The 23,115-nt window shown below is 59.4% G+C and carries 29 protein-coding genes; 23 read left to right on the forward strand and 6 right to left on the reverse strand.

Annotated elements, in window-relative coordinates; translation table 11 throughout:
- Positions 1 to 8: 8 nt before the first annotated feature.
- The 19 genes from FPT15_RS13140 (at position 9) to recX (ending at position 14,791) form a co-directional block, all read left to right on the forward strand.
- Positions 9 to 341 (forward strand): phage baseplate protein, encoded by a 333-nt coding sequence (locus FPT15_RS13140; RefSeq protein ID WP_145161605.1) that lies wholly within the window; start codon positions 9 to 11, stop codon positions 339 to 341.
- Positions 338 to 1,333, forward strand: coding sequence for a baseplate J/gp47 family protein (locus FPT15_RS13145; protein ID WP_145161608.1), 996 nt, complete (start codon positions 338 to 340; stop codon positions 1,331 to 1,333). The genes FPT15_RS13140 and FPT15_RS13145 overlap by 4 nt, the downstream gene beginning before the upstream one ends.
- Positions 1,330 to 1,962 carry a phage tail protein I gene (locus tag FPT15_RS13150; RefSeq protein ID WP_145161610.1) on the forward strand — a complete coding sequence of 211 codons (633 nt, stop codon included), beginning with the start codon at positions 1,330 to 1,332 and terminating at the stop codon, positions 1,960 to 1,962. The genes FPT15_RS13145 and FPT15_RS13150 overlap by 4 nt, the downstream gene beginning before the upstream one ends.
- Positions 1,963 to 1,964: 2 nt before the next feature.
- Complete coding sequence (locus tag FPT15_RS13155; protein WP_145161613.1) at positions 1,965 to 4,343, forward strand: phage tail protein; 2,379 nt, start codon at positions 1,965 to 1,967, stop codon at positions 4,341 to 4,343.
- 20 nt (positions 4,344 to 4,363) lie between these two features.
- Positions 4,364 to 4,909 carry a phage tail assembly chaperone gene (locus FPT15_RS13160; protein ID WP_145161616.1) on the forward strand — a complete coding sequence of 182 codons (546 nt, stop codon included), beginning with the start codon at positions 4,364 to 4,366 and terminating at the stop codon, positions 4,907 to 4,909.
- 93 nt (positions 4,910 to 5,002) lie between these two features.
- Positions 5,003 to 5,182 (forward strand): hypothetical protein, encoded by a 180-nt coding sequence (locus FPT15_RS13165; protein WP_145161618.1) that lies wholly within the window; start codon positions 5,003 to 5,005, stop codon positions 5,180 to 5,182.
- A 2-nt stretch (positions 5,183 to 5,184) separates the two neighbouring features.
- Positions 5,185 to 6,351, forward strand: a complete 1,167-nt coding sequence (locus FPT15_RS13170) for a phage tail protein (protein WP_110624383.1) — start codon at positions 5,185 to 5,187, stop codon at positions 6,349 to 6,351.
- Positions 6,351 to 6,857 (forward strand): phage major tail tube protein, encoded by a 507-nt coding sequence (locus FPT15_RS13175; protein ID WP_106577243.1) that lies wholly within the window; start codon positions 6,351 to 6,353, stop codon positions 6,855 to 6,857. The genes FPT15_RS13170 and FPT15_RS13175 overlap by 1 nt, the downstream gene beginning before the upstream one ends.
- 182 nt (positions 6,858 to 7,039) lie before the next feature.
- Positions 7,040 to 7,612 (forward strand): phage tail assembly protein, encoded by a 573-nt coding sequence (locus tag FPT15_RS13180; RefSeq protein ID WP_145161622.1) that lies wholly within the window; start codon positions 7,040 to 7,042, stop codon positions 7,610 to 7,612.
- Positions 7,609 to 7,734: a hypothetical protein gene (locus FPT15_RS30020; RefSeq protein WP_017844653.1), complete on the forward strand. Its 126-nt coding sequence runs from the start codon at positions 7,609 to 7,611 to the stop codon at positions 7,732 to 7,734. Before FPT15_RS13180 ends, FPT15_RS30020 begins: the two co-directional genes overlap by 4 nt.
- Positions 7,735 to 7,740: 6 nt before the next feature.
- On the forward strand, positions 7,741 to 9,954 hold the full coding sequence (locus tag FPT15_RS13185) for a phage tail tape measure protein (protein WP_145161625.1): 2,214 nt from the start codon (positions 7,741 to 7,743) through the stop codon (positions 9,952 to 9,954).
- Positions 9,954 to 10,337 carry a phage tail protein gene (locus tag FPT15_RS13190; protein ID WP_145161628.1) on the forward strand — a complete coding sequence of 128 codons (384 nt, stop codon included), beginning with the start codon at positions 9,954 to 9,956 and terminating at the stop codon, positions 10,335 to 10,337. The genes FPT15_RS13185 and FPT15_RS13190 overlap by 1 nt, the downstream gene beginning before the upstream one ends.
- Positions 10,330 to 10,542 carry a tail protein X gene (locus FPT15_RS13195; RefSeq protein WP_106577239.1) on the forward strand — a complete coding sequence of 71 codons (213 nt, stop codon included), beginning with the start codon at positions 10,330 to 10,332 and terminating at the stop codon, positions 10,540 to 10,542. Before FPT15_RS13190 ends, FPT15_RS13195 begins: the two co-directional genes overlap by 8 nt.
- A 9-nt stretch (positions 10,543 to 10,551) precedes the next feature.
- Positions 10,552 to 11,559: a contractile injection system protein, VgrG/Pvc8 family gene (locus FPT15_RS13200; RefSeq protein WP_106577238.1), complete on the forward strand. Its 1,008-nt coding sequence runs from the start codon at positions 10,552 to 10,554 to the stop codon at positions 11,557 to 11,559.
- Between the two features lie 6 nt (positions 11,560 to 11,565).
- Positions 11,566 to 12,123: a glycoside hydrolase family 19 protein gene (locus FPT15_RS13205; RefSeq protein WP_145161630.1), complete on the forward strand. Its 558-nt coding sequence runs from the start codon at positions 11,566 to 11,568 to the stop codon at positions 12,121 to 12,123.
- Positions 12,111 to 12,590: a lysis system i-spanin subunit Rz gene (locus tag FPT15_RS13210; protein WP_145161633.1), complete on the forward strand. Its 480-nt coding sequence runs from the start codon at positions 12,111 to 12,113 to the stop codon at positions 12,588 to 12,590. The genes FPT15_RS13205 and FPT15_RS13210 overlap by 13 nt, the downstream gene beginning before the upstream one ends.
- Before the next feature lie 82 nt (positions 12,591 to 12,672).
- Positions 12,673 to 13,173: a CinA family protein gene (locus FPT15_RS13215; RefSeq protein WP_106577235.1), complete on the forward strand. Its 501-nt coding sequence runs from the start codon at positions 12,673 to 12,675 to the stop codon at positions 13,171 to 13,173.
- An 83-nt stretch (positions 13,174 to 13,256) separates the two neighbouring features.
- Positions 13,257 to 14,315, forward strand: a complete 1,059-nt coding sequence (recA, locus tag FPT15_RS13220; RefSeq protein WP_003189042.1) for a recombinase RecA — start codon at positions 13,257 to 13,259, stop codon at positions 14,313 to 14,315.
- Between the two features lie 8 nt (positions 14,316 to 14,323).
- Complete coding sequence (recX, locus tag FPT15_RS13225) at positions 14,324 to 14,791, forward strand: recombination regulator RecX (protein WP_017137076.1); 468 nt, start codon at positions 14,324 to 14,326, stop codon at positions 14,789 to 14,791.
- 198 nt (positions 14,792 to 14,989) lie between these two features.
- Here the strand turns inward: recX and FPT15_RS13230 are convergent, their stop codons facing one another.
- Positions 14,990 to 16,102, reverse strand: coding sequence for a TIGR00730 family Rossman fold protein (locus FPT15_RS13230; protein WP_145161636.1), 1,113 nt, complete (start codon positions 16,100 to 16,102; stop codon positions 14,990 to 14,992).
- A 378-nt stretch (positions 16,103 to 16,480) separates the two neighbouring features.
- Positions 16,481 to 16,921, reverse strand: coding sequence for a PA3611 family quorum-sensing-regulated virulence factor (locus tag FPT15_RS13235; protein ID WP_106577233.1), 441 nt, complete (start codon positions 16,919 to 16,921; stop codon positions 16,481 to 16,483).
- Between the two features lie 198 nt (positions 16,922 to 17,119).
- Between FPT15_RS13235 and FPT15_RS13240 the strand changes: the two genes are divergently transcribed.
- From FPT15_RS13240 to FPT15_RS13250, 3 genes are all read left to right on the forward strand, one after another.
- Positions 17,120 to 17,839, forward strand: coding sequence for a tRNA-uridine aminocarboxypropyltransferase (locus tag FPT15_RS13240; protein WP_145161639.1), 720 nt, complete (start codon positions 17,120 to 17,122; stop codon positions 17,837 to 17,839).
- 252 nt (positions 17,840 to 18,091) lie between these two features.
- On the forward strand, positions 18,092 to 18,742 hold the full coding sequence (gene erdR, locus FPT15_RS13245) for a response regulator transcription factor ErdR (RefSeq protein ID WP_106577231.1): 651 nt from the start codon (positions 18,092 to 18,094) through the stop codon (positions 18,740 to 18,742).
- A gap of 75 nt (positions 18,743 to 18,817) precedes the next feature.
- Positions 18,818 to 19,180, forward strand: coding sequence for a diacylglycerol kinase (locus FPT15_RS13250; protein ID WP_094949927.1), 363 nt, complete (start codon positions 18,818 to 18,820; stop codon positions 19,178 to 19,180).
- Positions 19,181 to 19,184: 4 nt separating this feature from the next.
- On the opposite strand, the gene FPT15_RS13255 is transcribed toward FPT15_RS13250, so the two are convergent.
- The gene (locus FPT15_RS13255; RefSeq protein WP_169368331.1) at positions 19,185 to 20,111 is read right to left on the reverse strand and encodes a LysR family transcriptional regulator; all 927 of its coding nucleotides are present in this window, start codon (positions 20,109 to 20,111) and stop codon (positions 19,185 to 19,187) included.
- Positions 20,112 to 20,235: 124 nt separating this feature from the next.
- Here FPT15_RS13255 and fpr point away from each other — a divergent pair, with 124 nt between their 5' ends.
- Positions 20,236 to 21,015: a ferredoxin-NADP reductase gene (fpr, locus tag FPT15_RS13260; RefSeq protein ID WP_003189055.1), complete on the forward strand. Its 780-nt coding sequence runs from the start codon at positions 20,236 to 20,238 to the stop codon at positions 21,013 to 21,015.
- A gap of 129 nt (positions 21,016 to 21,144) precedes the next feature.
- Here fpr and tsaA read toward each other — a convergent pair whose 3' ends face one another.
- The 3 genes from tsaA to FPT15_RS13275 form a co-directional block, all read right to left on the reverse strand.
- Positions 21,145 to 21,840, reverse strand: coding sequence for a tRNA (N6-threonylcarbamoyladenosine(37)-N6)-methyltransferase TrmO (tsaA, locus tag FPT15_RS13265; RefSeq protein WP_145161642.1), 696 nt, complete (start codon positions 21,838 to 21,840; stop codon positions 21,145 to 21,147).
- 3 nt (positions 21,841 to 21,843) lie between these two features.
- Entirely contained in the window at positions 21,844 to 22,305 is a 462-nt protein-coding gene (locus tag FPT15_RS13270) for a DUF1456 family protein (protein ID WP_003189058.1), read from the reverse strand.
- A 68-nt stretch (positions 22,306 to 22,373) separates the two neighbouring features.
- On the reverse strand, positions 22,374 to 23,084 hold the full coding sequence (locus FPT15_RS13275; RefSeq protein WP_145161645.1) for an rRNA pseudouridine synthase: 711 nt from the start codon (positions 23,082 to 23,084) through the stop codon (positions 22,374 to 22,376).
- Between the last annotated feature and the right edge of the window lie 31 nt (positions 23,085 to 23,115).

Raw genomic sequence — 23,115 nt, forward strand, 5'->3', positions numbered from 1 at the left:
GACACCGCATGATCGGAATCGACAGGAACACCGGGGCAGCCGTCGATGACTGGCTGCAATTCGTGCAGCGCGCCACCCGAGCGCTGACCACCCCCGTGGGCACTCGCCAAAAACGCCCGCTGTACGGCTCGCAGATCCCGCAACTGCTCGGCCAGAACCTCGGCGACGACCTGCTGATCCTCGCTCAAAGCCACGCCGCCCAAGCGTTTTATAACGCGCAGAACGGCATCGGCGACTTCCAACCCCAGGTCATCGTCGCAACCCGCCAAGGCGCGGGCCTGCTGCTGCGCTTTGCCGGCACCTGGGAAAACCGCCAACAATCCTTTGAGGTCGTGACATGAGCATGCTGATCCCCGGCCAGAACCAACTGGCGGAACCGGCCATCATCGCGGTGGATGAGTTCGAACCGTTGCTGGCCGAATTCAAGGCGTTTGTTGTCGATTACGTCGCCACGCGAGCGCCGCAAAGTGCGGCCAAACTCAAGGTCAGCCTCGACAATGAAAGTGAGCTGCTGACCTTGGCGCTGGAAGCGTTTTGTGTGCGGCTGCAAACCCACGAGCGCAAATACAACGCGCGCATCAAACAGATGCTGGCGTGGTGGGCCACCGGCAGCAATTTGGATGCACGCCTGGCCGATATGGGCCTGGAACGCCAGGTACTCGATCCCGGCGACCCGGCGGCGTTTCCGCCTGTGCCGCCGACGTTGGAAAGCGATGACGATGCCCGCCTGCGTTATTACCTGGCACCGCATGCCCCGGCAGCGGGCTCGCGGATGCAGTACCGACGCGAAGTTTTCACCTTGGGCGAACGGCCGTCGGTGAAGGTGCAAAGCGCAACGCCGGGCGTGGTGACGGTCAGCTACACCTTTGACCCGGACGGCTATGCGGCCCAGGTCAAAGATGGCAACGGGCGTCGAACAGCGCCCGGCGAAGTCATGGTCACCGTGCTTTCCCGTGAGGGCGACGGCACGCCGTCTACCGATTTGCTTGACGGCGTTCGTCGCCATTTCGCACGACCGGATGTGCGACCGGAGACGGATCTGGTCAGCGTGCAAGGCGCGCAAATCCTGCCGTACAAAATCCGCGTGGTCGCCAAGATCAACGCCGGCCCGGATTCGGGGCTGACTCAAGTCGCCGCTCAAAAGCTGCTGCAAGACTATGCAGAGTCCTGTCATCGCCTGGAAGGGCGGGTGGACCCGAGCTGGATTGATTATGCGATTCACAGCGCCGGCGCTGCGCAACTGCAGATCCTTGAGCCCGTTTCTGCGATTCAGGCAACGGCCTTTCAGGCTCCCTATTGCACCGGTATCGAGATTGAGGTGCGAATCTTATGAGTGAAGAGCAAATCGATCATAGCCTCCTGCCAACGAATAGCTCGGCACTGGAGAGGGCGCTGGATCTCGGCTTCGCAAAGCTGGTCAACCGTATTACGCCGCCTTTCCCTAGTCTGATGAACCCTATTGAAACGCCTTCGGAGTTCCTACCCTACCTGGCTGCGGATCGCGGTGTGGCGGAATGGAGTGCTAAAAGTGCGGAGTCTGAAAAGCGTCTTACAGTCGGGTTTGCATGGCCAACAAAACGTCAGGCGGGCACGCGCCTTGCGCTCGAAAATGCGGTCCGAGGGCTTGAATTATCGCCTCAGGTACTGGCGTGGCATGAAAAATCGCCTACGGGTGCGCCATACAGTTTCACCGTAAGAGCTTTCACGGATCGGCCTTACAGCGAAGAGATAAATACTCGGCTCGACAAGCGCCTCGCAGATGCAAAAAGCGAGCGTGACACGTTGGCGGTGAGTGTCGGGTTGTCCGCCTCAGGCAATCACTGCATCAGTGCGGTCACTGTATGTGGGGAACTGGCCACCATTTACCCCTTCAAGTTGGAAGGCCTCTCATCCAGTTCGCCGCTTTATATGGCGGCGGGTATTTACACCGTCGAGACAATGACCCTTTACCCGTTGGAGTAAAAATGGCTGATTACTACACACTGTTAACAAATGCCGGGATCGCTTACGAGACCGCTTGCAAGGCAAGCGGGACGCCCATCAAGTTGACGCATATGTCAGTCGGCGATGGCGGCGGTTCTGTTTATAACCCCGACGCGACTGCGGTCGCTTTGCGCCGTGAGGTATGGCGAGGCAGCATCAATGCATTGATGCAGGATCAAAAAAACCAAAGCTGGTTACTGGCCGAGGTGACGATCCCTAATGAGGTGGGTGGCTGGTATGTGCGCGAAGCCGCCATATGGACTGACACCGGTATCCTCTATGCGGTGATTAAGTATCCCGAGTCGTTCAAACCGGTAATGGCCGATCAGGGCGCAGGCAAAGAGTTTTATCTGCGCGCTATTTTTCAAACGAGCAACGCCTCGAACGTGGTGCTGTCGATCGATGACTCGATCGTCAAGGCCACGCGTGCCTGGGTGGCCGAGTACGTGGCAGGCGAGTTGGCGAAACTGGACGCTAAAAAGTCCGTGCGAGCCGCTGCAACTGGGCCGATTGTGTTGAGCGGTGCTCAAATGCTCGACGGCGTTGCCGTTGTTGCGGGCGACAGCGTACTGGTAACGTTCCAGGCGATTGCGGCCAATAATGGTATTTACACTGTTGCCAATGGCACTTGGTTTCGCCGAACTGATGCAGATGTCAGTGGTGAAGTAACACCTAACTTGATAGTCAGTGTTGAGGAGGGCACGAAGTACGCTGACACGCTGTGGCAACTGACCACGAATGCACCGATTATTCTGGGCACTACAGCGCTCGAATTCGAGCAGATTTATGGCCCGAGTGGGGTCATTCCTGGCACGTATCGGAGTGTCTCGGTTGACCGTCGAGGTTTTGTGATCGGTGGCACCAACCCAACCAGTCTCGCGGGTTTCGGTATTGTGGATGCTTTCACAAAAACCGAGAGCGACGTGCGCTTTCAGTCAAAATTGACCTACCTCCCTGTTCAGCAAGGCACGGGTATTGGCCAGCTCCAAAACACGGTAAGACTAGGGTGGTCAGGTAATAATCTGAAGTTGACCATCGATAATTCCGATCTCGGAAAAATCTGGACGTCTTCTGATTTCTCTCCCGATACCAAGGCTAATTGGGGGTCGACGCTTGCCGCTTATGGAGTGACTAACGCATTTACCAAGGACGAAACCAATTATCTGGTCAGGCAACGTGTTTTGCGCGACGGTGTTACCAACATAGGCATGGCCAATAATGACCCATCACTTATGTATATGCGCCGTGAAACAGATAACCTGGTGTATTTCATACAGAAGAAATTGGATTACACACCCGTCTCGCAAGGGACAGGCGTAGGCCAAAATAACTCAAGAGTAAATATTGGTTGGTCCAGCGTTGGTTTGAAAGTAACGGTTGATACAACAGACCTGGGGAATTTTTGGTATTCCGGAAACTTCTCTCCCGACGCCAAGGCAAATTGGGGGTCGACGCTGGCGGCCTATGGTATTACCAACGCTTATACCAAAGATGAGACGGGTTACCTGGTTGCACAACGCGTTATGCGCGATAGTATTACCAATATCGGCATGGCCAGTAATGATCCAGCGCTTATGTACATGCGCCGAGAATCGGATAACGCGTTGTACTTTATCCAAAGAAAACTGGATTACACGCCCGTCGCGCAAGGCACCGGGGTGGGACAGACGGGATCAAGGGTTAACATCGGCTGGTCCCCTGTCGGCTTGAAGGCGACGGTGGATACAACGGATCTTGGGAATTTTTGGTATTCCGGCAACTTTTCGCCTGACACCAAGGCAAATTGGGGCTCAACGCTTGCCGCCTATGGCATTACCAACGCGTATACAAAAGACGAAACAATTGCCAAGTGCGAAGAGTATGTTTGGTCCAGGCCAATTCGCGATTCCATCACCACGGTGGGGATGGCGTCCGATAACCCTGAATTCATGTACATGCGCCGTTCGACAGACGGTGTCGTTTATTACATTCAGCCGCGTTTGGGCTACACGCCGATACAACAGGGCGGTGGCGTGGGGCAGGTTAATAACAAAATCAAACTGGGCTATAACTCGGCAGGGAGTCTGCGTTTAACGGTAGACGTAACAGATTTTGGCGATTTGATCAGTGACGCAAATCATGGTGCAAAAGTGGCTGCCCTTGGCCTAAGTGCAGTCGGACAATATGCATTTGCGCGTCCGCTGGTTGCGCAGCCTGCCTCTAACCAAGGCACGATATTGGCGGGCAGTCAGTTGCTCTATACATCGCTCACTGTAAGTGACGGTGCAGGCAATAATTCAGGCCTGCTCAACGTAGGGCAGTGGCGCTTGCATGGCGCTTTGACTGGCTACAACGCTTCGTTGTGGCAACGTGTTTCTTAATTAAAATATAAGGTGATCAAATGTTTACAGTTCTAAGTGCAAACAATCCACGTTGGACCGACCAGGCGCATAGCGCAATAGTGCTGAACGTGGTTTTTGAACAAACCAAAGAGACCATTGGGGAACAGCCCTTCGCGGCATCTCCTAATGACGCTGAGCCTCACGGTGTTGAGCTTTTCGAGCGTGCGAAGGCTGGCGAGTTTGGAGAGGTTCAAGAGCCTACGCGTGAAATGATCCTCGCGCTGGTGATGTGCATGCGTACGGATAAGGCTGCATCCGCTACCCAGAAAATCAACGAATTGCTGACGGCTGTTGAGGTATTGCAGGACACCATCGCCGCTGGTTTGGCGGGAGATGAGGCTGACGAATTGCCCGCCAGGCAAGCTGAGGTGGCGGCTTGGCGCCTGTACCGCGTGCATCTTGCACAGATGGAGGGCCAGCCTGATTTTCCACAGGCAGTGATCTGGCCGGAACAGCCCGCGAGCCCTTTCATTTACACACCGCCATCCGAGCCTGAAGTGAAGGCTTTTCAGGGCGTCGATCCCTCCGAACTTCCAAAGAAATAACCTCGCGCCTTGGCGCGTAATGCTTAACCCGATATCTGAAACATCCCCCGAGAGCCGCGTTGCGGTTTTTTTTATGCCTGGAGATTCAAAAAAATGGCTACGTCTAATCGCCAGAAATACACCGTCCTCATCCCATTCCCCATCGGAGGTGGCCACTGGTCCACCGCCGGCGAAGAACTGGAACTGCTCGACGTCGAAGCATCCGCCCTGCGCACCGCCGGCCGCCTGGAACTGACCAGCGTCCTCAACTCCACCCCCAAGAAGGCTGACTAACCATGGCTGAGGTTCTTAACTTCGAGCACAACGGCATCACCGTGAATGCCACCGAATCCCCCGAGGCCATGGGTGGCCTTGGCGATAACGTTATCGGCCTGGTCGGCACTGCGCCGAACGCCCACGCGTCGATCCCGAAAAACGCGCCGTTTCGCATCAACAGCTTCACCACCCAGGCGCTGCTGGATCCGACCGGCGCCGAGTCGGGCACGCTGTTCCAGGCCGTCTACCAGATCCTCAAAGTGGTGAAGGTGCCGGTCTACGTGGTGATCGTGGAGGAGGGCGCAACCCCGGCCGACACCCTCAACAATGTGATCGGCGGCAACGAGCCGACCACTGGCCGCAAACTGGGCCTGGCTGCCCTGAGCAGCGTCCCTGAAGACCTGACCATCATCGGCGCCCCTGGCTTCACCGGCACCAAAGCCGTGGCCGGTGAGTTCGCCGCCTTCGGCAAACGCATCAAGGCCCGTGTGGTACTGGATGGCAAGGATGCTTCGGTTGCTGACCAAGTGACCTACAGCGGCGAGCTGGGCGGGGCCGACCTCGGTTTCGACCGTTGCCTGCTGGTGCACAACATGCCGTCGGTGTACTCCAAGGCGGCGAAAAAGAACGTGTTCCTGTCGCCATCGTCGCTGGCCATCGCTGCACTGGCCAAGGTCAAGCAGTGGGAAAGCCCAGGCAACCAGGTGACGTTCGCTGAGGACGTTTCCCGCGTGGTCGAGTACAACATCCTCGACACCTCCACCGAAGGCGACCTGCTCAACCGTTACGGCGTGAGCTACTACGCGCGCACCATCCTTGGCGGTTTTTCGCTGCTGGGTAACCGCTCCATCACCGGCAAGTTCATCAGCTACGTCGGCCTGGAAGATGCGATCAGCCGCAAGCTGGTCAAGGCCGGCCAGAAAGCCATGGCCAAGAACCTCACCAAGTCCTTCATGGACCAGGAGGTCAAGCGCATCAACGACTGGCTGCAAACCCTGGTCGCCGACGAAACCATCCCCGGCGGCAGCGTGTACCTGCACCCGGAGCTCAACAGTGTCGAGAAGTACAAGAACGGTACCTGGTTCATCGTCATCGACTACGGCCGCTATGCGCCGAATGAACACATGATTTACCAACTCAATGCCCGCGATGAAATCATCGAGCAGTTCCTGGAGGACGTTCTCTAATGTTTACCAACCGTGTAAGACAGGCCATTGCGGCCACCCTTCAAGGCCTGCCGTTGTCCGCGACGGTAGAAGAGTTCACCCCGCCGAAGATCGAATTCGACATGGAATCCATGTCCGGCGGGCGCTTCATCGCCGAAGAAATGGCCAAGAGCGGCAAGGTGCTCAATGCCAAGTTGGTTCTGCAAGGTGCCGGGCCGGAAATCATGCTGGCCCTGGGCGTGCGTCAGGGCGACGACATTCTGCTGAACGTGCGTGAAGCCGGTCAGGACCAGGATGGCAAGACCTATTTCACCTACCACACCGTCGGCGGCAAACTTAAATCCCTGGAGGAGGCGAAGCTGAAGATGGGCGACAAGGCCACTACCACCCTGGAGTTGTCGTGCCGTACCTACAACCGTCTGGAAAACGGCATTCCGGTGATCGACATCGACGTGCGTACCCAGAAGTTCATGCTCAACGGTGTCGACATTCTCGGCGATGCGCGCCGCGCTGTGCTGATGCCTTAAGGGCTACCGTGACCTGAAGTGAGCACAGTCAATGTGGGAGCAGGGCTTGCCCGCGATGCAGGCGACTGGGTGTGCCTGGTGTACCGAGCTGATGCCATCGCAGGCAAGCCAGCTCCCACATCGACCGCGCTAAGCTTTAGATTTGCGCTGCTTTCAACAACGCTTAAACAAGGAATTGCCCCATGGCCTGGATGCCACCGCTGCACATTCTGCTGTCTCCGATCACCGCCGACACTGGCGCGACGATCCAGCAGATTCAACTCAAGCCGCTGTTCTACGCCGCGCAAAAAGCTGCGCTGGCCCGGGCCGGTGATGACGAGGACGACCAGTTTTTTGAACTGGCGAAACTCGCCACCGGCCTGTCGGAAAAAGAACTCGATCAGCTCAAGCGCCCGGACTACGTGAGTATTGCTCAGTACGTGCACGAAATGTCGACGCGCCCAGCGTCGTTCTTCCTCGGCGAACGCGATGAACCGTCGCAGCATGAACAGGTGCACCTGCTGCTGCCCCTCGATGCCGCTGGCCGCAGCCTGACCGCACTGAGCCTGGAAATGCCTGCCCTGCGTGCCACCAAGGCCATGAAGAAACTCGCCACCAACAAAGAACGCGCCGAATTCATCACCGCTCACTGCACCGGCCTGATGATCCCTGACCTGGCCGGGCTGACCGTTCCCGACTGGACGGAACTGCAGGAGCGCATCGACGATTTTTTAAACAAACCGGCGGACTTCTTTCGGAGCGCGACATCGAAGTGATCCTCGATGTGGTGCCACTGATTTACTCGGTCAATGAGGCGGAGATCCTCGACTGGGACGCCGGAAAAGCATTGCGCCGCTACGACATCGCGATCACTCGCCTTGGCGTCAAACAGGAGTAGAGCGGTATGGCAGGCAATAACCATGCAAGCCCGTCAGCCATCGCCACGGAAGGCGAGCTGACGCTGGGCTCACGTGACACCGCAGTGGCGCAGGCCAGTATCAAACCCATTGCGTCAACACTCGCCGGGCCCTCGGGCGCGATGCCGGTAGAGGCCGCGAGCCTGGGGTTGGCCCTGGCGACTGCCAGCCTTGAGATCAATCTCCTGGCGGCGGGGCAGGATCGGCTGGTGAATACCCTCGAGCTGTTCAACGCCTCACTGCTCAAGATGATGGACGCCCGGCAAGTCGAAGCTGGCGAAGGCGCGGGAGCAGCAAAAGCTGCAGCCCCCGCTGAGGCGCGCAAACCCTCGCAGGCACTGGATGCCGCGATGACTGACCTGGATCAGTTGTTGATGTTTGTCGGCCGCCAGCGCAAACAACTGCGCGAAACCAACTTGGCCATGGCGTCGGAACCGATGGTAGCGGCGAGCGGTGCAAGCGCCGTGGAGCTGGCACAGGTCGAGTATGTGGCCGCCCGGTCCGGCATCGGCAGCGACCGCAAGGATGCCTCGGGCAATATCGACCGCGCGGCTCGTCAGGACGACCTGACCCAGTTTGCCCGCGACGCAGCCATCATGGCGACGGCCTTCAAGGTCGACGTCAAAAATGCCGGCGACATGATGGGCGGCTGGCGCGAGTCGATGAAAATCGACCGCGAGCAAACCCGGGACCTGGCTGACGCGACCAATGTGTTGGGCACCCACGTTTCGCTCAAGGCAGAAGCGGCGGATATCGGCGCTATTGTGCAGCGCGCAGGGGGGACGGCCACCGCCGCGGGCATGAGCCCCGAGCAGGCAGCGGCGCTTTCGGCGGCATTGCTCAGTGCCGGCATTAGCAAGAGTGCAGCCGGTGTCGGGCTGGAGAAAATCAGCAGCACCCTGGCCAAAGGCGACGGCGCTTCTGAAAGCCAGCGCAACGCGTGGGCGGCGCTCAAGCTTGATCCCACGTTGCTCGCTGGCGGTATGCAGCAGGATGCGCCCCAGACCCTGCTCACGGTGCTCGAAGCGCTCAAGGCGCAACCGGCTGAGAAACAAGCGGCGTTGGCCACTCAATTGTTCGATGGCAACCAGTCGATTCTGAGCCTGGTGCCCGCCATCGATACGGTAAAGCAGGCGTTTACGCTGGTGGCCGACAAGTCGGTGTACGCGACGTCGGCACTTGGCGAACAAGGCTCGGTCCTGCGTTCGGCAGCGGTTCGCGCAGACTCCACACAGGCACGTCGTCAAGCCTTCGAGGCCAGCACCACGCGTCTGGATACCGCCAAGGATGCCGCGCTGGCGCCGATCGTGGACACCTCGCTGACCGCAATGACCGGGCTGGTGACGGGCGTGGGCTGGTTGGCCGAGGCGCTGCCCAAGACCACGGCCGCTGTAACGCTGGCTGGCGCGGCGCTGGGGCCGGTGTTTTCTGGTGTGTTCGATGCGGTGAAGGACAAGGTGTTCGAGAAGGTCGCCGGCAAGGTTCTCGGAGGCGGCGATACCACACCAGGCAAGGTGAGCGCGCCAGCCAGCCAGAACACACCCAAAGGTCGCGAAACGCCGCGCGGTGATCGCTCCGCAGACAAGCCTTCACGAACTGCGAGAGCCAGTAAGGTCGCGCGAAGAGGCTCGCTTGGCGTGGTGCTGGCGGGTGCTGGCATTGACCTTGTCCAGGGCGCGATGTCGGGGAACCTGGGTAAAGCCGTCGGCACCACGGTAGGGTCAGTCGGCGGCGGCGTTGCCGGTGGCGTTGCTGGTGAATTTGCGGGCATGGCCGTTGGCCGCGCGCTCGGCACGCTCGCCGGGGCGGCGATCGGCTCGGTGGTGCCGGGGGCTGGCACAGTGCTGGGCGGGGTCATGGGCGGTGTCGCTGGCGGTGCCATCGGCAAAGTGGTCGGCGGCGCGCTGGGTACGTTTGCCGGCAGTGATATCGGCGCATGGCTGAGTGAAAAACTGATGGGCTCCGATGACCGTCTGCCATCACCTGGCCAGACCAGCAAAAACCTCAGTAGCGCTCAAGCCGACAACCGCCAAGTCAACTTCGCGCCGCAAATCACCATCAACGCACCCGAGCAGGCCAACCCACAACAACTGGCCGCGATCGTGGTGCAACAGATCGAGGCGCAATTCTCGCCGCTGTCGATGGACAGCCTGCTGGCGACGCGACGTGACTCGGCCCTGACCGATACAGGAGTGGTGTGATGCGACAACAAATGGCGTTGGGCCCGTTTATTTTCGGGCTGTCCCGTGGGTTCGCCTACGACACCCTGGACCGTTTGAGCAGTGGGGGTTGGGGCAGCCTGGATATCGTTTCCGGCAAGCCCAAATCCACCCAAGTTGGCCAGGCGCTCGAAACGCTGTCATTCGGCGGCAAGGCTGCACGCGCGCTGGGCATGGCGCGGATGGACGAATTGCGTGCGCTGCAAGCCCAGCGTGTGCCGTTGCCGCTGGTCGATGGCGTAGGCCTGAACTGGGGGCTGTGGACCATCAAATCGGTGGACGAAAAACAGTCCTGTGTGATCGATGACGGCACGGCCATGGTGGTCAATTGGGTGTTGGTACTGGAGGAGTTCGTCAATGCGTAAGGTTCGAAGTATTGCCGGTGACTCGGTCAACCTGTTGCTCTATCGCGAGCTCGGTCGCTGTGATGATGCCGCCGAAGAGGTGCTCTGGCGCTTGAACCCGCAGTTGGCCGAACAGGGCGCGGTATTGCCGGCAGGCGTCAATGTGATTGTGCCTGAGCTGGATACCCAGCCCGTGGCCAGGCAGCCGGTTACGGCCTGGGATTAAGGAGCAACCATGACACTTGGATTTACACCCGTGGTGGAGATTTACGGTGCCAATGCCGCGCTCCTCAATGAGCGGCTATTGGAGTGGGAGCATACCGACATGGCCGGGTTTACGTCCGACCAGCTCAAGCTGACACTCGACATCGAGGGCCTTGAAGGGCTGCCCAGTCTGGGCGGGCGTATCGGCCTGCGCATCGGGTATCGGGAGTCGGGCCTGGTGGACAAGGGCCGCTTCAAGATCACCCAGCGCACACCGTCACTGTTCCCGCTGCGTCTGGTGCTGGTGGCGACGGCGGCGCCCTTTGATGAGCCCGAATTCAAGAAGCGGCGTACCGCCAGTCACGGGCCGATCAGCCTGGGTGCGCTGTTTCGCCAATTGACCACGCGCTACGGGTTTTCACCGCGCGTGGCGCCTGATCTGGAAGGCGAGCATATCCCGCACATCGACCAGACCAATGAAAGTGACATGGCGTTTCTCACGCGTCTGGCCAATCGCTTCGATGCCGTGGCCAAGCCTGTCGACGAGCTGTATGTGCTGGGCCGCAAAGGGCAGACAAAATCGCTGTCGGGCAAGGTCTTGCCGGTCGTGCCGTTGTCGATCACCCGCGACAATCGTCCGGGTGATCGCGCGTTTATCACCGCCAGCTTTACCCAAACCAGCCGCGCTACTTACCTGGGCGCACAAACGTCCTGGTGGGACGCGGCAGCCGGTAAACAACGGGTGGTGCAGGTGGGCATCGCGCCGTTCAAGGTGGTGACGCAGCGTTACCAGAACGAGGCCGAAGCCAGAACCGCTGCCGAGGGCGAGATGCGCCGAGTGGGACGCGAAGGGATGCAGGTCAATGTGATCTGCCCCGGAAACCCCTTGTTCGGCGCTGAAGGCCTGTTGCTGCTGGACGAGTCGTGGCCCGACTTTATGCGCGGCCGTTGGTCGATCAAGACCGTGACCTCCAGTGGCAAGCGCAGCGAGAGTTATCGATGCACGATCATGGCCAACGGTTTATCCGCGGCCGAGTGAGGACCCATGGCTATAACGCTTTCTCAACTGGTTCAAATCCTGCCCGGAGCCCGCCCTGTTGCGGGCCTTTTTTTGTCCGCATTGAACACTGCAATGTCCAGGTTCGGGATCGGCCAAACCAAGCGCATCGCTGCGTTCCTGGCTCAAATCGGTCACGAATCCGGTGAGCTGCGCTACGTTCGCGAACTGGGCAGCGACCAATACCTCAGCAAATACGACACCGGCATCTTGGCCGCACGCCTGGGCAACACTCCCGAAGCGGACGGCGATGGCCAGAAGTATCGGGGCAGGGGGCTGATCCAGATTACGGGCCGGCGCAATTACCTGGCGTGCAGCCAGGCGCTGTTTGGCGACGATCGCCTGCTGCGCCAGCCCGAGTTGCTGGAGCAGCCGCAGTGGGCGTGTGAATCGGCGGCGTGGTTCTGGCAAAGCAACGGTTTGAATGAGCTGGCCGACAAGGACCAGTTCACCACCATCACCCGACGCATCAACGGTGGGTTGAACGGGCTGGAGCACCGTCTGCAATTGTTGGCCCGGGCGAAGGCGGTGTTGTGCGCTTCTTAGGCGGGTTACGGCTGATCGGCGTGTGCTTGCTGGTGGTTGCGGTTTGGCAGGTGCAGGCGTGGCGATATGGTTCGCAACTTGAGCAGCAGGCGGATCTAAACGCTCAGGCGGCCTCGCTTCGACAGCAGGCAGAGCAGAAAAAACGGCTGGCGCTGGAGCAGCAACTCAGTGCCAGCGACCGACAACGTGCCCAGGAATTGATCGATGCCCAACGTAATCAAGCTGCTCTGCGCGACCGCCTGGCCACTGCTGATGTGCGGTTGTCAGTCCTTCTCGACGCCACCGACCGTACCCTCGGCTGCCCAATGCCAGCCGCCACCACCTCCGGCGGCGTGGTTCATGCAGCCCCGCGAGCCCGACTTGACCCGGCGCATGCTCAACGAATTATCGCCATCACCGACGACGGCGATAACGCCCTGATCGCCTTACGTGCCTGCCAAGCGTACGTGCGCGCCGTCGGGCGTTAGCATCTTGATCCAGTCTGTTGCTTGCGCGTGCGATTTGCTCCTGTAGGGTAGGCAAATCCCCCGCCTACTTCTGGAGTCGACCGTGAAGGAAATCACTCAACTGGCCGCTGAACTGGGTCGCCGTTTGCAGGTGCTCAATGCCCACGTCACTACCGCCGAGTCGTGCACCGGCGGCGGTATTGCCGAAGCGATTACGCGGATTCCGGGTAGTTCGGCTTGGTTTGAGGCGGGATATGTCACCTATTCCAACCGGCAGAAGACCCGGCAGTTGGGCGTACCGGAGAAACTGTTCGGCAAAGTCGGCGCTGTCAGCCAGGAAGTGGTGGAGGCGATGGTCCGTGGTGCACAGGAAAAAAGCCTGTCGCGCTTTGCCGTGGCGGTCAGTGGTGTGGCAGGGCCGGATGGTGGTTCGCCGGACAAACCGGTCGGCACCGTCTGGTTGGCGTTTGGGGTTGGCGAAGAGGTGACGGCCGAGCTTGCGCACTTCCCCGGCAACCGCGACGAGGTCCGCCGACAAACGGTAAAAGCCGCGCTTGAGGGCTTGTTGCGACGAGCTGCACTAGAAATAGAAAAACAGGGGTAGGCGATCTTCGATCTTTGTGGAACAATACTGTCTACTTATACAGGTGTTGGCCGTCAGGCCTTATTGATTACGTGAGGACTTTAATGGACGACAACAAGAAGAAAGCCTTGGCTGCGGCCCTGGGTCAGATCGAACGTCAATTCGGCAAGGGTGCCGTAATGCGTATGGGCGATCACGACCGTCAGGCGATCCCGGCTATTTCCACTGGCTCTCTGGGTCTGGACATCGCGCTCGGCATTGGCGGCCTGCCAAAAGGCCGTATCGTCGAAATCTACGGTCCTGAATCTTCCGGTAAAACTACTCTGACTCTGTCGGTGATTGCTCAGGCGCAAAAAATGGGCGCCACCTGCGCGTTCGTCGACGCCGAGCACGCACTCGATCCTGAATACGCCGGCAAACTGGGCGTCAACGTAGACGACCTGCTCGTTTCCCAGCCGGACACCGGTGAGCAAGCCCTGGAAATCACCGACATGCTGGTGCGCTCCAACGCCATCGACGTGATCGTGGTCGACTCCGTGGCAGCCCTGGTACCGAAAGCTGAAATTGAAGGCGAAATGGGCGACATGCACGTGGGCCTGCAAGCCCGCCTGATGTCCCAGGCGCTGCGTAAAATCACCGGTAACATCAAGAACGCCAACTGCCTGGTGATCTTCATCAACCAGATCCGTATGAAGATCGGCGTGATGTTCGGCAGCCCGGAAACCACCACCGGTGGTAACGCGCTGAAGTTCTACGCTTCGGTCCGTCTGGATATCCGCCGTACCGGCGCGGTGAAGGAAGGTGACGAGGTTGTCGGCAGCGAAACCCGCGTTAAAGTCGTGAAGAACAAAGTGGCTCCGCCTTTCCGTCAGGCTGAGTTCCAGATTCTCTACGGCAAGGGTATCTACCTGAACGGCGAGATGATCGACCTGGGCGTGTTGCACGGTTTCGTAGAGAAATCCGGCGCCTGGTATGCCTACAACGGCAGCAAGATCGGTCAAGGCAAGGCCAACTCGGCCAAGTTCCTGGCAGACAACCCGGATATCGCCGCCACGCTCGAGAAGCAGATTCGCGACAAGCTGCTGACCGCAGCGCCAGACGTGAAAGCTGCTGCCAATCGTGAGCCGGTTGAGGAAGTCGAAGAAGCTGACACTGACATCTGAAGCAAACGATGACTGTTGTACTGGATACACTCGTCGCCGTTCGGCGCACTGCGATGGACCTGCTCGCTCGACGCGAGCATGGTCGAGTCGAGCTGACGCGTAAACTGCGTCAGCGCGGTGCAGAGCCCGAGATGATCGAAACTGCCCTCGACCGCTTAACGGAAGAAGGGCTTCTGTCGGAAGCGCGTTACCTGGAAAGCTTTGTCTCCTACCGCGCGCGCTCCGGCTATGGCCCGGCGCGAATTCGTGAAGAGCTGAGCCAGCGCGGTCTGCAACGCGCTGATATCGACCTCGCCCTGCGTGAGTGCGGTATCAGTTGGCAGTCGCAGTTGGAAGATACCTGGCGCCGCAAGTTTGCCGGCCATCTTCCGATTGATGCCAGGGAGCGTGCTAAGCAAGGTCGTTTCCTGAGTTATCGCGGGTTTTCGATGGACATGATCAGCCGCCTGTTAAGCGGCCGAGACATGGAAGACTGAGTTTTCTAGCTGCTGAAATTTAGAATCCGGGCGCTGGCTTGACTGCGATGTGGACACTTCGGTTTCCCAGTAGGAGCGCGACGATGCCATCGCAGGCAAGCCAGCTCCCACATCGAATGCTGCTGCATCTGATCGAACTCGGTAAATTAAAAAGGCCCACTATGGAAATAGTGGGCCTTTTTTTTTGCCTTCAAAAAATCATGCTGGCTCGGGCGTTACTCGCTGCTGCGCTTTCCCCTGAGCCTGTGCCCAGTTTTCCGGCAGGTTGATGTAATCCACCAACTCTCGCAGTCGGCCTTGATCGCGGCCATTGAAGTTGAACACCAAGCGCGTCAAATGGCTGAACCTCGGCTCATCGTGTTCCTCGCCGGTATAGGCAAGCTGCTGGAACTCACCACTCAGCCGCAGGCTGGCAAACTCGCTTTGCAAATGAGCCAGCGCCCGTTCACTGAGCGGATGGTTCATGCGCACCACAAACTCACGCTTCAACCAGCGCGTGGAGTGAAAGTTGGCATAGAACTGGTTGATTTCGTCCACGGCTTCTTCAGCACTGTGTACCAGTCGGACCAGCTTGAGGTCGGTGGGCAGGATATAGCGATTGGCTTCCAGCTGGCTGCGGATAAAGTCCAGAGCGCCTTGCCAAAAGCCGCCGCCCGGAGCATCCAGCAGTACTACTGGCACTAGTGGGCTTTTGCCGGTCTGGATCAGGGTGAGCACTTCAAGCGCTTCATCCAGGGTGCCGAACCCGCCCGGGCACAACACCAGCGCATCGGCTTCCTTGACGAAAAACAGCTTGCGGGTAAAGAAGAAGTGGAAGGACAGCAGGTTCTCAGTGCCGTCGATGGTCGGGTTGGCGTGCTGCTCAAACGGCAGGGTAATGTTGAACCCCAGGCTGTGTTCCAGGCCGGCACCTTCGTGGGCTGCCGCCATGATGCCGCCGCCACCGCCGGTGATCACCATCAGGTCCGATTGCGCTAGCTGGGCGCCGACTTCCCGGGCCAGGGCGTACAACGGGCTTTCAACCGGTGTTCGTGCCGAGCCGAACACGGTCACCTTGCGGCGGTCCTTGAACTGTTCGAGCACGCGGAAGGCATTGTCCAGTTCGCGGATCGCCTGCAAGGTGATTTTGGCGTTCCAACGGTTGCGATCGTCCTGGGCCATGCGCAGAACGGTGAGGATCATGTCGCGATAAAGGGGAATGTTCGGGCTGCTGGGCGCGACCAGCTGGAGTTGCGCGTCGACCTGCTGAGTGAGGTCGGTCCCGTGTTCTTCAAAATGACGGAGCAGACGGTCATTCGATTCGTAAGGCATTCAACTTCTCCTTCTTCACAGAACCTGGGCCCTCGGCGAGGTATTCGTCCGCGGCCACGACACTGCATGTGTCGCCGCACGCCAGGGGCATTGCACGGTATGCACCGAGCGGCGAAGCGGGCTCTGTATGTTCCTTGTGATTTGGAAACCTTTGCACTGCAAGTCGCAGGAGGGCAACCCTCTTTTGCCCTGAAAATGTTACAGAACGGCGTGGAAAATACGCGGGGCAGGCGGTCGGGATGACTTGATCATGAGCCGAAAAAACCTTGGCTGGCAACCGGTTATTGGCCGCACATCAAGCAGTTTAGTCGTCGGTAAGCATAGGCAGCGAGGGAAGTGCGCGCCACAGGACAGCAGCGCGCGATGGTCGAGCAATCGTTACTTTTTCTTCTTCGCTGCGGCAGGTGCCGGGCAATCGGCTTCGACAAACTTGACCGACGCCACCGGGCGGTTGGTCTTGTTCTCGGAGATGTCATAGCGCATCACGGCGCCCTTGGCCATCAACTCGCGGTAACCCTTGTTCAGGCAAACGCTTTGACCCAGCTGGAAATACACGGCCTTGGGGTTGGCGCGCATCTGTTCGGCACGGTCAGGCTGCACGCTGAGGTGATCGATCAGCTGCATGCCTTCAACGGTGTAGGCCACTTCCAGGGTTTTTTCATCGATTTCCCGGGGCAGGTCCTTGTTGCTTTCGGCCGCGACGCTTTGCAGCTTCCTGTTCATTTGGGCCTCCAGCAGCGAGGCCGCGTGGGCGCCCATGGGCAATACCAGCGCGAGGGCGACGGATGGGGCAACAAGGCGCAGCATGGAACGCAGCATGAAAATCTCCTGATTCGGTTACTGGTGCATAGACCAGCCACTGCGCTGTGCGTTCAGTGGCGCGCAATTATAGGTGAGCGCCTGCCACTACAGCCAGGCGTATCGCTCAGAAGTGCCGGCGGCTCTGGTAAACTGCCGCCACTTAAGCCTGTCTCGAGTTCCCCCAGTGTCGATTTTGCCTTCTACGGGTTGCACCCGATGAGCCATGCCGTTTCCCGCTTGCGTACCCAACGGCTGGCGCGGGCCGTGCGCCCGTTCCTCAACCGAGGTTCGCGCGCCGAACGTTGCCCCGGCTGCCGGGTGATTCCCGAATATTGCCTGTGTGCCTGGCGGCCGCAGGTAGAGGCGCGTTCGGCGATGTGCCTGCTGATGCACGATGTGGAGCCGATGAAGCCGAGCAACACCGGCTGGCTGATTGCCGATGTGATTGACGACACCACCGCGTTCGCCTGGTCGCGCACCGAGGTCGATCCCGCGTTGCTGACCCTGCTGGCCGACCCGCAGTGGCAACCCTACATCGTGTTTCCCGGCGAATTCGTCGCGCCAGAGCGGGTTGTCAGTGAGGTGAAAGTGGAGGAGGGCAAGCGCCCGTTGTTCATCCTGCTGGATGGTACCTGGAGTGAAGCGCGCAAGATGTTCCGCAAGAGCCCCTACCTTGAGCACTTGCCCGTGTTGAGCCTGGCGCCTGAACAGCTGTCGCGCTACAAGCTGCGCCGCTCCAAGCGGGATGATCATTTTTGCACCGCCGAAGTCGCGGCGCTGTGCCTGGAACTGGCCAGCGATCAGGCGGCCAGTGAAGTGCTGGATGCTTACCTTGACGTATTCAGCACCCATTACCTGGCGGCCAAGTTCCTGTTGCCGCTGGACCCGGCGGACAGCGTTCATGCGCGCCTCTCGCCCCACATCCCGGCGGTATGACCAGACGACGTTTGCATGATGGCACTGTAAACCTGCAACTCGCTAAAATGCCCGCGGGCGTAGTGCTTGACCCCCCAGGCTACGCTGGGCATGCTGGGCGCCGATTGGGGCGTAACCGTGAATTTTCAGCGTCGTTGCAGGTGTTTTTGACGCTGAGCCTGCCCCGTGGCGGTGGCTGCCTGGCCGTTGCCTTGTGTACTGGCGAACCCTGAACCCGTCAGGGCTGCCATAAAAAACAGGATCATTTAATCAATGGCCACATACGAAATCCTGATAGCCGATGACCACCCGCTGTTTCGCAGTGCGCTGCATCAGGCGGTAACCCTGGGCCTTGGCCCGGACGTGCGACTGGTTGAAGTGGCCAGCATTGCCGAGCTGGAAGCACGACTCACCGAAAAATCCGACTGGGACCTGGTGCTGCTCGACCTGAACATGCCCGGCGCCTACGGTTTTTCCGGGCTGGTGCTGTTACGCGGGCAATACCCGCAGATCCCGGTGGTGATGGTTTCGGCCCAGGAAGAAGCTGACGTGGTGGTGCGCTCCAAGGAGTTTGGCGCCAGCGGTTTCATTCCCAAGTCCAGTTCAATGGAAGCGATCCAGAAAGCCGTGCGTACCGTGCTTGACGGCGATGTGTCCTGGCCGCCGCAAGCGTTTGAAGAAATCAACGTATCCGACGAAGCCAAGGCTGCCCGTGATGGCCTCGCCAGCCTGACGCCCCAGCAATTTCGGGTGTTGACCATGGTCTGCGAAGGCTTGCTGAACAAGCAGATTGCTTACGAATTGAGCGTGTCGGAAGCGACCATCAAGGCCCATGTGACGGCAATTTTTCGCAAGCTGGGCGTGCGCACGCGCACTCAGGCGGCGCTGCTCTTGCAACAACTTGAGTCAATTTCGCAGCACTAAGACATTGCCGATTCACGCTTTTTTGACTTTGCGTGATCTAGTTTCCCCACTTCTTTGGTTCAGTTGCCTACATCTATGTCGCCTTTCAAGGGTCAAACCGGTATCAAACGTATCTTCAACGCAGGGGGCTATTCCCTGGATGGCCTGCGTGCGGCTTTCACTGGCGAGGCGGCATTCCGTCAGTTGGTGCTGCTCAACGTGATCCTGATTCCGCTGAGCTTTTTCCTGCACGTCAGCCGGGTGGAGCGAGCCTTGCTCATCGCGGTGTGCCTGCTGGCCCTGATCGTCGAATTGCTCAACTCTGCGGTGGAAGCGGCCATCGACCGGATTTCCCTCGACCTGCACCCGCTGTCGAAAAACGCCAAGGACATGGGCAGCGCCGCGCAATTCGTGGCGCTGACCATGATTACCCTGGTGTGGGCCGTGATTCTGATCTAAGGCCTCAGGCGATGCTCGGCAGCACGATCTCGTCGCTGCGCTGAACCCCGGCGGTGAAGGCGCGGCACAGTTCCAGAAACTCGCGCATTGCCGAGGTCTGGTACTTCTGTTTATGCCAGATGAAGTAAAACTGCCGGGCCAGGTCCAGGTCCGGGGTTTCCACCGGCACCAGGCTGCCACGGCGGAACGCATCGCGTAGCGCCAGCCGGGAAATACAGCCAATCCCCAGCCCCGACTCCACCGCACGTTTGATCGCCTCGGTGTGTTCCAGCTCCAGACGGATATTCAGCGCGCTGCGATGATGTCGCATCGCCTGGTCAAAGGTCAGCCGCGTGCCGGAGCCTTGTTCGCGCAGGATCCAGGCTTCATGGGTCAACTCTTCCATGGTTGCCACGCCGCGTTTGGCCAAGTGATGCTGCGGCGCGCAAAACACCACCAGCTCATCTTCCACCCAGGTTTGCACTTCGATGTCCGGGTGGCTGCAGTCGCCTTCGATTAGACCCAGGTCAATTTCGTAGTGCGCTACCTGATGCACGATATGCGCAGTGTTCTGCACATGCAGCTTCACCTGGCTCTCGGGGTGCTGCTGCATGAAGCTGCCGATCAACAGCGTGGCCAGGTAATTGCCGATGGTCAGGGTGGCGCCGACCGCCAGGGAGCCAAAGCCTGACTTGCCGTTGAGCAGGTCTTCGATCTCCTTGGCCTGGTCCAGCAGTGCCACCGCCTGCGGCAACAACTGATGGCCGAGGGCGTTGAGGCTCAGGCGTTTGCCCGCGCGGTCGAATAATTGGCAGCTGGACTGACGCTCCAGCTCGGTGATCGAGGTGCTGGCGGCGGATTGAGATAAGGCCAGAAGGCCAGCAGCGCGTGAGACGCTTTCCTGCTGGGCGACGGCGACGAAGACTTGCAGTTGACGGAGAGTAAATCGCATATCGATATAACCGATAACCCTTATCTTAATAATCCAGTTAACAGATATTGTCGCCGCCATTAGAATGCTGTGCAATTGCGCACCTCAATCTTGGCGCAGACCCATTTCCAGGAGTCCCCCGTACATGAGCAACATGAACCACGAGCGTGTCCTCAGTGTTCATCACTGGAACGACACTCTGTTCAGCTTTAAGTGCACCCGCGATCCGGGCCTGCGCTTCGAGAACGGTCAGTTCGTGATGATCGGCCTGCAACAGCCAAATGGCCGCCCGCTCATGCGCGCTTACTCCATTGCCAGCCCTAACTGGGAAGAGCATCTGGAGTTCTTCAGCATCAAGGTGCCCGATGGCCCGCTGACTTCCCAATTGCAGCACTTGAAGGAAGGCGACGAGATCATCATCAGCAAAAAACCGACAGGCACCCTGGTGCTTGACGATTTGAAGCCGGGCAAACACCTGTACCTGCTCAGCACCGGTACTGGCCTCGCGCCGTTCATGAGCGTGATCCAGGACCCGGAAACCTACGAGCGTTTCGAAAAGGTGATCCTGTGCCACGGCGTGCGTTACGTCAACGAAGTCGCCTACCGCGAATTCATCACCGAGCACCTGCCGCAGAACGAATTCTTCGGCGAGGCCCTGCGTGACAAGTTGATCTACTACCCGACCGTGACCCGCGAGCCATTCGAAAACGAAGGCCGCCTCACCGACCTGATGCGCAGCGGCAAGCTGTTCAGCGACATCGGCCTGCCACCGATCAACCCCGAAGACGACCGCGCCATGCTGTGCGGCAGCCCAAGCATGTTGGACGAGACCAGCGAAGTGTTGAACAGCTTCGGCCTGAAGGTTTCGCCGCGTATGCGTGAGCCGGGTGATTACTTGATCGAGCGTGCGTTCGTCGAGAAGTAAACAGTCAGGGCAACAAAGAAGATCTAAATGTGGGAGGGGGCTTGCCCCCGATGGCGCCAAGTCAGTCAACAGAGATGTTGAATGTACCACCGCTATCGGGGGCAAGCCCCCTCCCACATTTTTTCCGGTTTATCCAGCCGCGAGCACTTCCAGTACACAGATGAGGCCCGCCTCGGGATAGTGCCAGCGCACATCCACATCCCAGAACTGCGCACCGTATTCGCGCTCCGGCCCCGGCGTTTGATATGCCGGTCGTGGATCCTGCGCCAAACACTGCTCGATCAACGCCACCAAGGGCTCGTCAAGGCGCTCAGCATGGCCTTGTGCCTGGAACAGGGCAGTCTTCAGCCACTGCACCGGAATCAGCGGCGGTGCGCTGCTGGCGATGCTGTTGGTGGCGCCCTCGATAATGTCGGCATACGGCACATACGGCTTGATATCCAACACGGGCGTGCCATCAAGCAGATCAATCTCGGAAATCCACAGCCGGCCGGGTTCGACCTTGTCCAGCTTCACCACCGACTGGCCAATGCCGTTCGGGCGGTGCGTTGCACGGGTGGCGAACACGCCCATGGACGTGTTGCCGCCCAGGCGCGGCGGGCGTACTTTGAGGCGTGGCTTGTCTTCCAGGGCCTGGTGGAACAGAAACAGCAACCAGACATGGCTGACCTGCTCCAGGCCCTGCACGGCCTCACCCCCGTCGAACGGCGCCACCAGTTCCAGCACGCCGCGGGCGGCAGGCGCCAGTTGGGGTTGGCGTGGGATGGCGAACTTCTCCTTGAAGCAGGAGCGCACGAAGCCGACGGGGGAGACGTTGTAGCTCATGGTTTACGCACGAACCCGCAGCGTCAGGCCCTTGAGGAAGTTACGCAGCAACTGGTCGCCACAGGTGCGGTAGTTGGTGTGGCCAAACTTGCGGAACAGCGCGCTCAGCTCAGGCTTGGACACCGGGAACTCGGCGGCCTTGAGGATCGCGTGCATGTCGTCTTCCTTCAGTTCGAAGGCCACGCGCAGCTTCTTGAGGATGATGTTGTTGGTCACCGGGGTTTCGATCGGCTGCGGCGGACGGCTTTCGTCCTTGCCGCGCTTGAAAATCACCAGGCCGTCAAGGAAGTGCGCCATGACGTCGTCCGGGCAGAACACAAAACCTTCTTCCTCATCTTTCTTGAGGTAGGTCAGCAGGTCTTCCTTGGTCACGTCCATGCCGCCGAGCTTGATGATCTCGACCATCTTGTTGTCGCTGATGTCGAGCATGTAGCGCACGCTGCGCAGTACGTCGTTGTGAATCATGGTGGGCAATCCTGGTATTAAACTGGGGACACCGCCCACTCAGGCGGCGTCGAGAAAGGGGCAGCGGCTTAGAACTTCTCTTTGCCGGACAGGTAACGCCACTGGCCGACCGGCACTTTGCCGATGGACACGCCGCCAATGCGGATGCGGCGGATGGCGATGACTTTCAAGCCAACGGCTTCGCAGAACAGCGCGATCACGCCCGGCTGCGGGTTTTTCATCGCAAAGCGCAGGCGGTTTTCGTTCTGCCAGCTGGCTTTCACGGCGGGCAGCTCTTTGCCTTTGTAAGTCAGGCCGTGGTTCAGGCGATTGAGGCCGTGGGCGACCATGTCGCCTTCAACCTCCACCACGTATTCCTGCTCGATCTTGGCGGCATCGGCGGTCAACTTGCGCAGAATCTTCCAGTCCTGGGTGAATACCAGCAGGCCGCTGGCCTTGGCTTGCAGGTCGGCACTGGCGGTCAGGCGCAGGAAGTGGCCCTTGAGCGGGCGTTTGCTGAAGCGGTGTTCTTCGGACAGGGTTTCGGCGCTGATCGAGGCCATCGCCGTTTCCGCGTCCACGCCAGCCGGCGCGTGCAGCAGAATGGTCACCGGCTCCGGTGCAGTGGCTTTGGCCTCTGGGTCCAGCTCGACCTTCTGGTTGGTGACCTTGAACTGCGGTTCGTCGATCACTTCGCCGTCCACCGAGACCCAGCCGCCTTCGATAAACAGCTCAGCCTCCCGACGGGAGCAACCGACCAGTTCGATAAGGCGTTTGGAGAGGCGTATGGGGTCAGTCATGACAAGGGCCGTAGCAAAATGGGGGAGCTAT

This window comes from Pseudomonas sp. RGB (assembly GCF_007713445.1).
Classification (GTDB): Bacteria; Pseudomonadota; Gammaproteobacteria; order Pseudomonadales; family Pseudomonadaceae; genus Aquipseudomonas.

What these genes read in the sequence shown, in the direction of transcription:
- FPT15_RS13270 (WP_003189058.1), bottom strand. Translation starts at nt 22,305, where the DNA reads ATGATTCACAACGACGTACTGCGCAGCGTGCGCTACATGCTCGACATC.
- FPT15_RS13180 (WP_145161622.1), top strand. Translation starts at nt 7,040, where the DNA reads ATGGCCTGGATGCCACCGCTGCACATTCTGCTGTCTCCGATCACCGCC.
- erdR (WP_106577231.1), top strand. Translation starts at nt 18,092, where the DNA reads ATGGCCACATACGAAATCCTGATAGCCGATGACCACCCGCTGTTTCGC.
- FPT15_RS13165 (WP_145161618.1), top strand. Translation starts at nt 5,003, where the DNA reads ATGGCTACGTCTAATCGCCAGAAATACACCGTCCTCATCCCATTCCCC.
- FPT15_RS13140 (WP_145161605.1), top strand. Translation starts at nt 9, where the DNA reads ATGATCGGAATCGACAGGAACACCGGGGCAGCCGTCGATGACTGGCTG.
- FPT15_RS13200 (WP_106577238.1), top strand. Translation starts at nt 10,552, where the DNA reads ATGACACTTGGATTTACACCCGTGGTGGAGATTTACGGTGCCAATGCC.
- FPT15_RS13145 (WP_145161608.1), top strand. Translation starts at nt 338, where the DNA reads ATGAGCATGCTGATCCCCGGCCAGAACCAACTGGCGGAACCGGCCATC.
- FPT15_RS13275 (WP_145161645.1), bottom strand. Translation starts at nt 23,084, where the DNA reads ATGACTGACCCCATACGCCTCTCCAAACGCCTTATCGAACTGGTCGGT.
- FPT15_RS13155 (WP_145161613.1), top strand. Translation starts at nt 1,965, where the DNA reads ATGGCTGATTACTACACACTGTTAACAAATGCCGGGATCGCTTACGAG.
- FPT15_RS13240 (WP_145161639.1), top strand. Translation starts at nt 17,120, where the DNA reads ATGAGCCATGCCGTTTCCCGCTTGCGTACCCAACGGCTGGCGCGGGCC.
- FPT15_RS13175 (WP_106577243.1), top strand. Translation starts at nt 6,351, where the DNA reads ATGTTTACCAACCGTGTAAGACAGGCCATTGCGGCCACCCTTCAAGGC.
- FPT15_RS13235 (WP_106577233.1), bottom strand. Translation starts at nt 16,921, where the DNA reads ATGCTGCGTTCCATGCTGCGCCTTGTTGCCCCATCCGTCGCCCTCGCG.
- fpr (WP_003189055.1), top strand. Translation starts at nt 20,236, where the DNA reads ATGAGCAACATGAACCACGAGCGTGTCCTCAGTGTTCATCACTGGAAC.
- FPT15_RS13190 (WP_145161628.1), top strand. Translation starts at nt 9,954, where the DNA reads ATGCGACAACAAATGGCGTTGGGCCCGTTTATTTTCGGGCTGTCCCGT.
- FPT15_RS13160 (WP_145161616.1), top strand. Translation starts at nt 4,364, where the DNA reads ATGTTTACAGTTCTAAGTGCAAACAATCCACGTTGGACCGACCAGGCG.
- tsaA (WP_145161642.1), bottom strand. Translation starts at nt 21,840, where the DNA reads ATGAGCTACAACGTCTCCCCCGTCGGCTTCGTGCGCTCCTGCTTCAAG.
- FPT15_RS13195 (WP_106577239.1), top strand. Translation starts at nt 10,330, where the DNA reads ATGCGTAAGGTTCGAAGTATTGCCGGTGACTCGGTCAACCTGTTGCTC.
- recA (WP_003189042.1), top strand. Translation starts at nt 13,257, where the DNA reads ATGGACGACAACAAGAAGAAAGCCTTGGCTGCGGCCCTGGGTCAGATC.
- FPT15_RS13185 (WP_145161625.1), top strand. Translation starts at nt 7,741, where the DNA reads ATGGCAGGCAATAACCATGCAAGCCCGTCAGCCATCGCCACGGAAGGC.
- FPT15_RS13205 (WP_145161630.1), top strand. Translation starts at nt 11,566, where the DNA reads ATGGCTATAACGCTTTCTCAACTGGTTCAAATCCTGCCCGGAGCCCGC.
- FPT15_RS13230 (WP_145161636.1), bottom strand. Translation starts at nt 16,102, where the DNA reads ATGCCTTACGAATCGAATGACCGTCTGCTCCGTCATTTTGAAGAACAC.
- FPT15_RS13150 (WP_145161610.1), top strand. Translation starts at nt 1,330, where the DNA reads ATGAGTGAAGAGCAAATCGATCATAGCCTCCTGCCAACGAATAGCTCG.
- FPT15_RS13170 (WP_110624383.1), top strand. Translation starts at nt 5,185, where the DNA reads ATGGCTGAGGTTCTTAACTTCGAGCACAACGGCATCACCGTGAATGCC.
- FPT15_RS13255 (WP_169368331.1), bottom strand. Translation starts at nt 20,111, where the DNA reads ATGCGATTTACTCTCCGTCAACTGCAAGTCTTCGTCGCCGTCGCCCAG.
- recX (WP_017137076.1), top strand. Translation starts at nt 14,324, where the DNA reads ATGACTGTTGTACTGGATACACTCGTCGCCGTTCGGCGCACTGCGATG.
- FPT15_RS13250 (WP_094949927.1), top strand. Translation starts at nt 18,818, where the DNA reads ATGTCGCCTTTCAAGGGTCAAACCGGTATCAAACGTATCTTCAACGCA.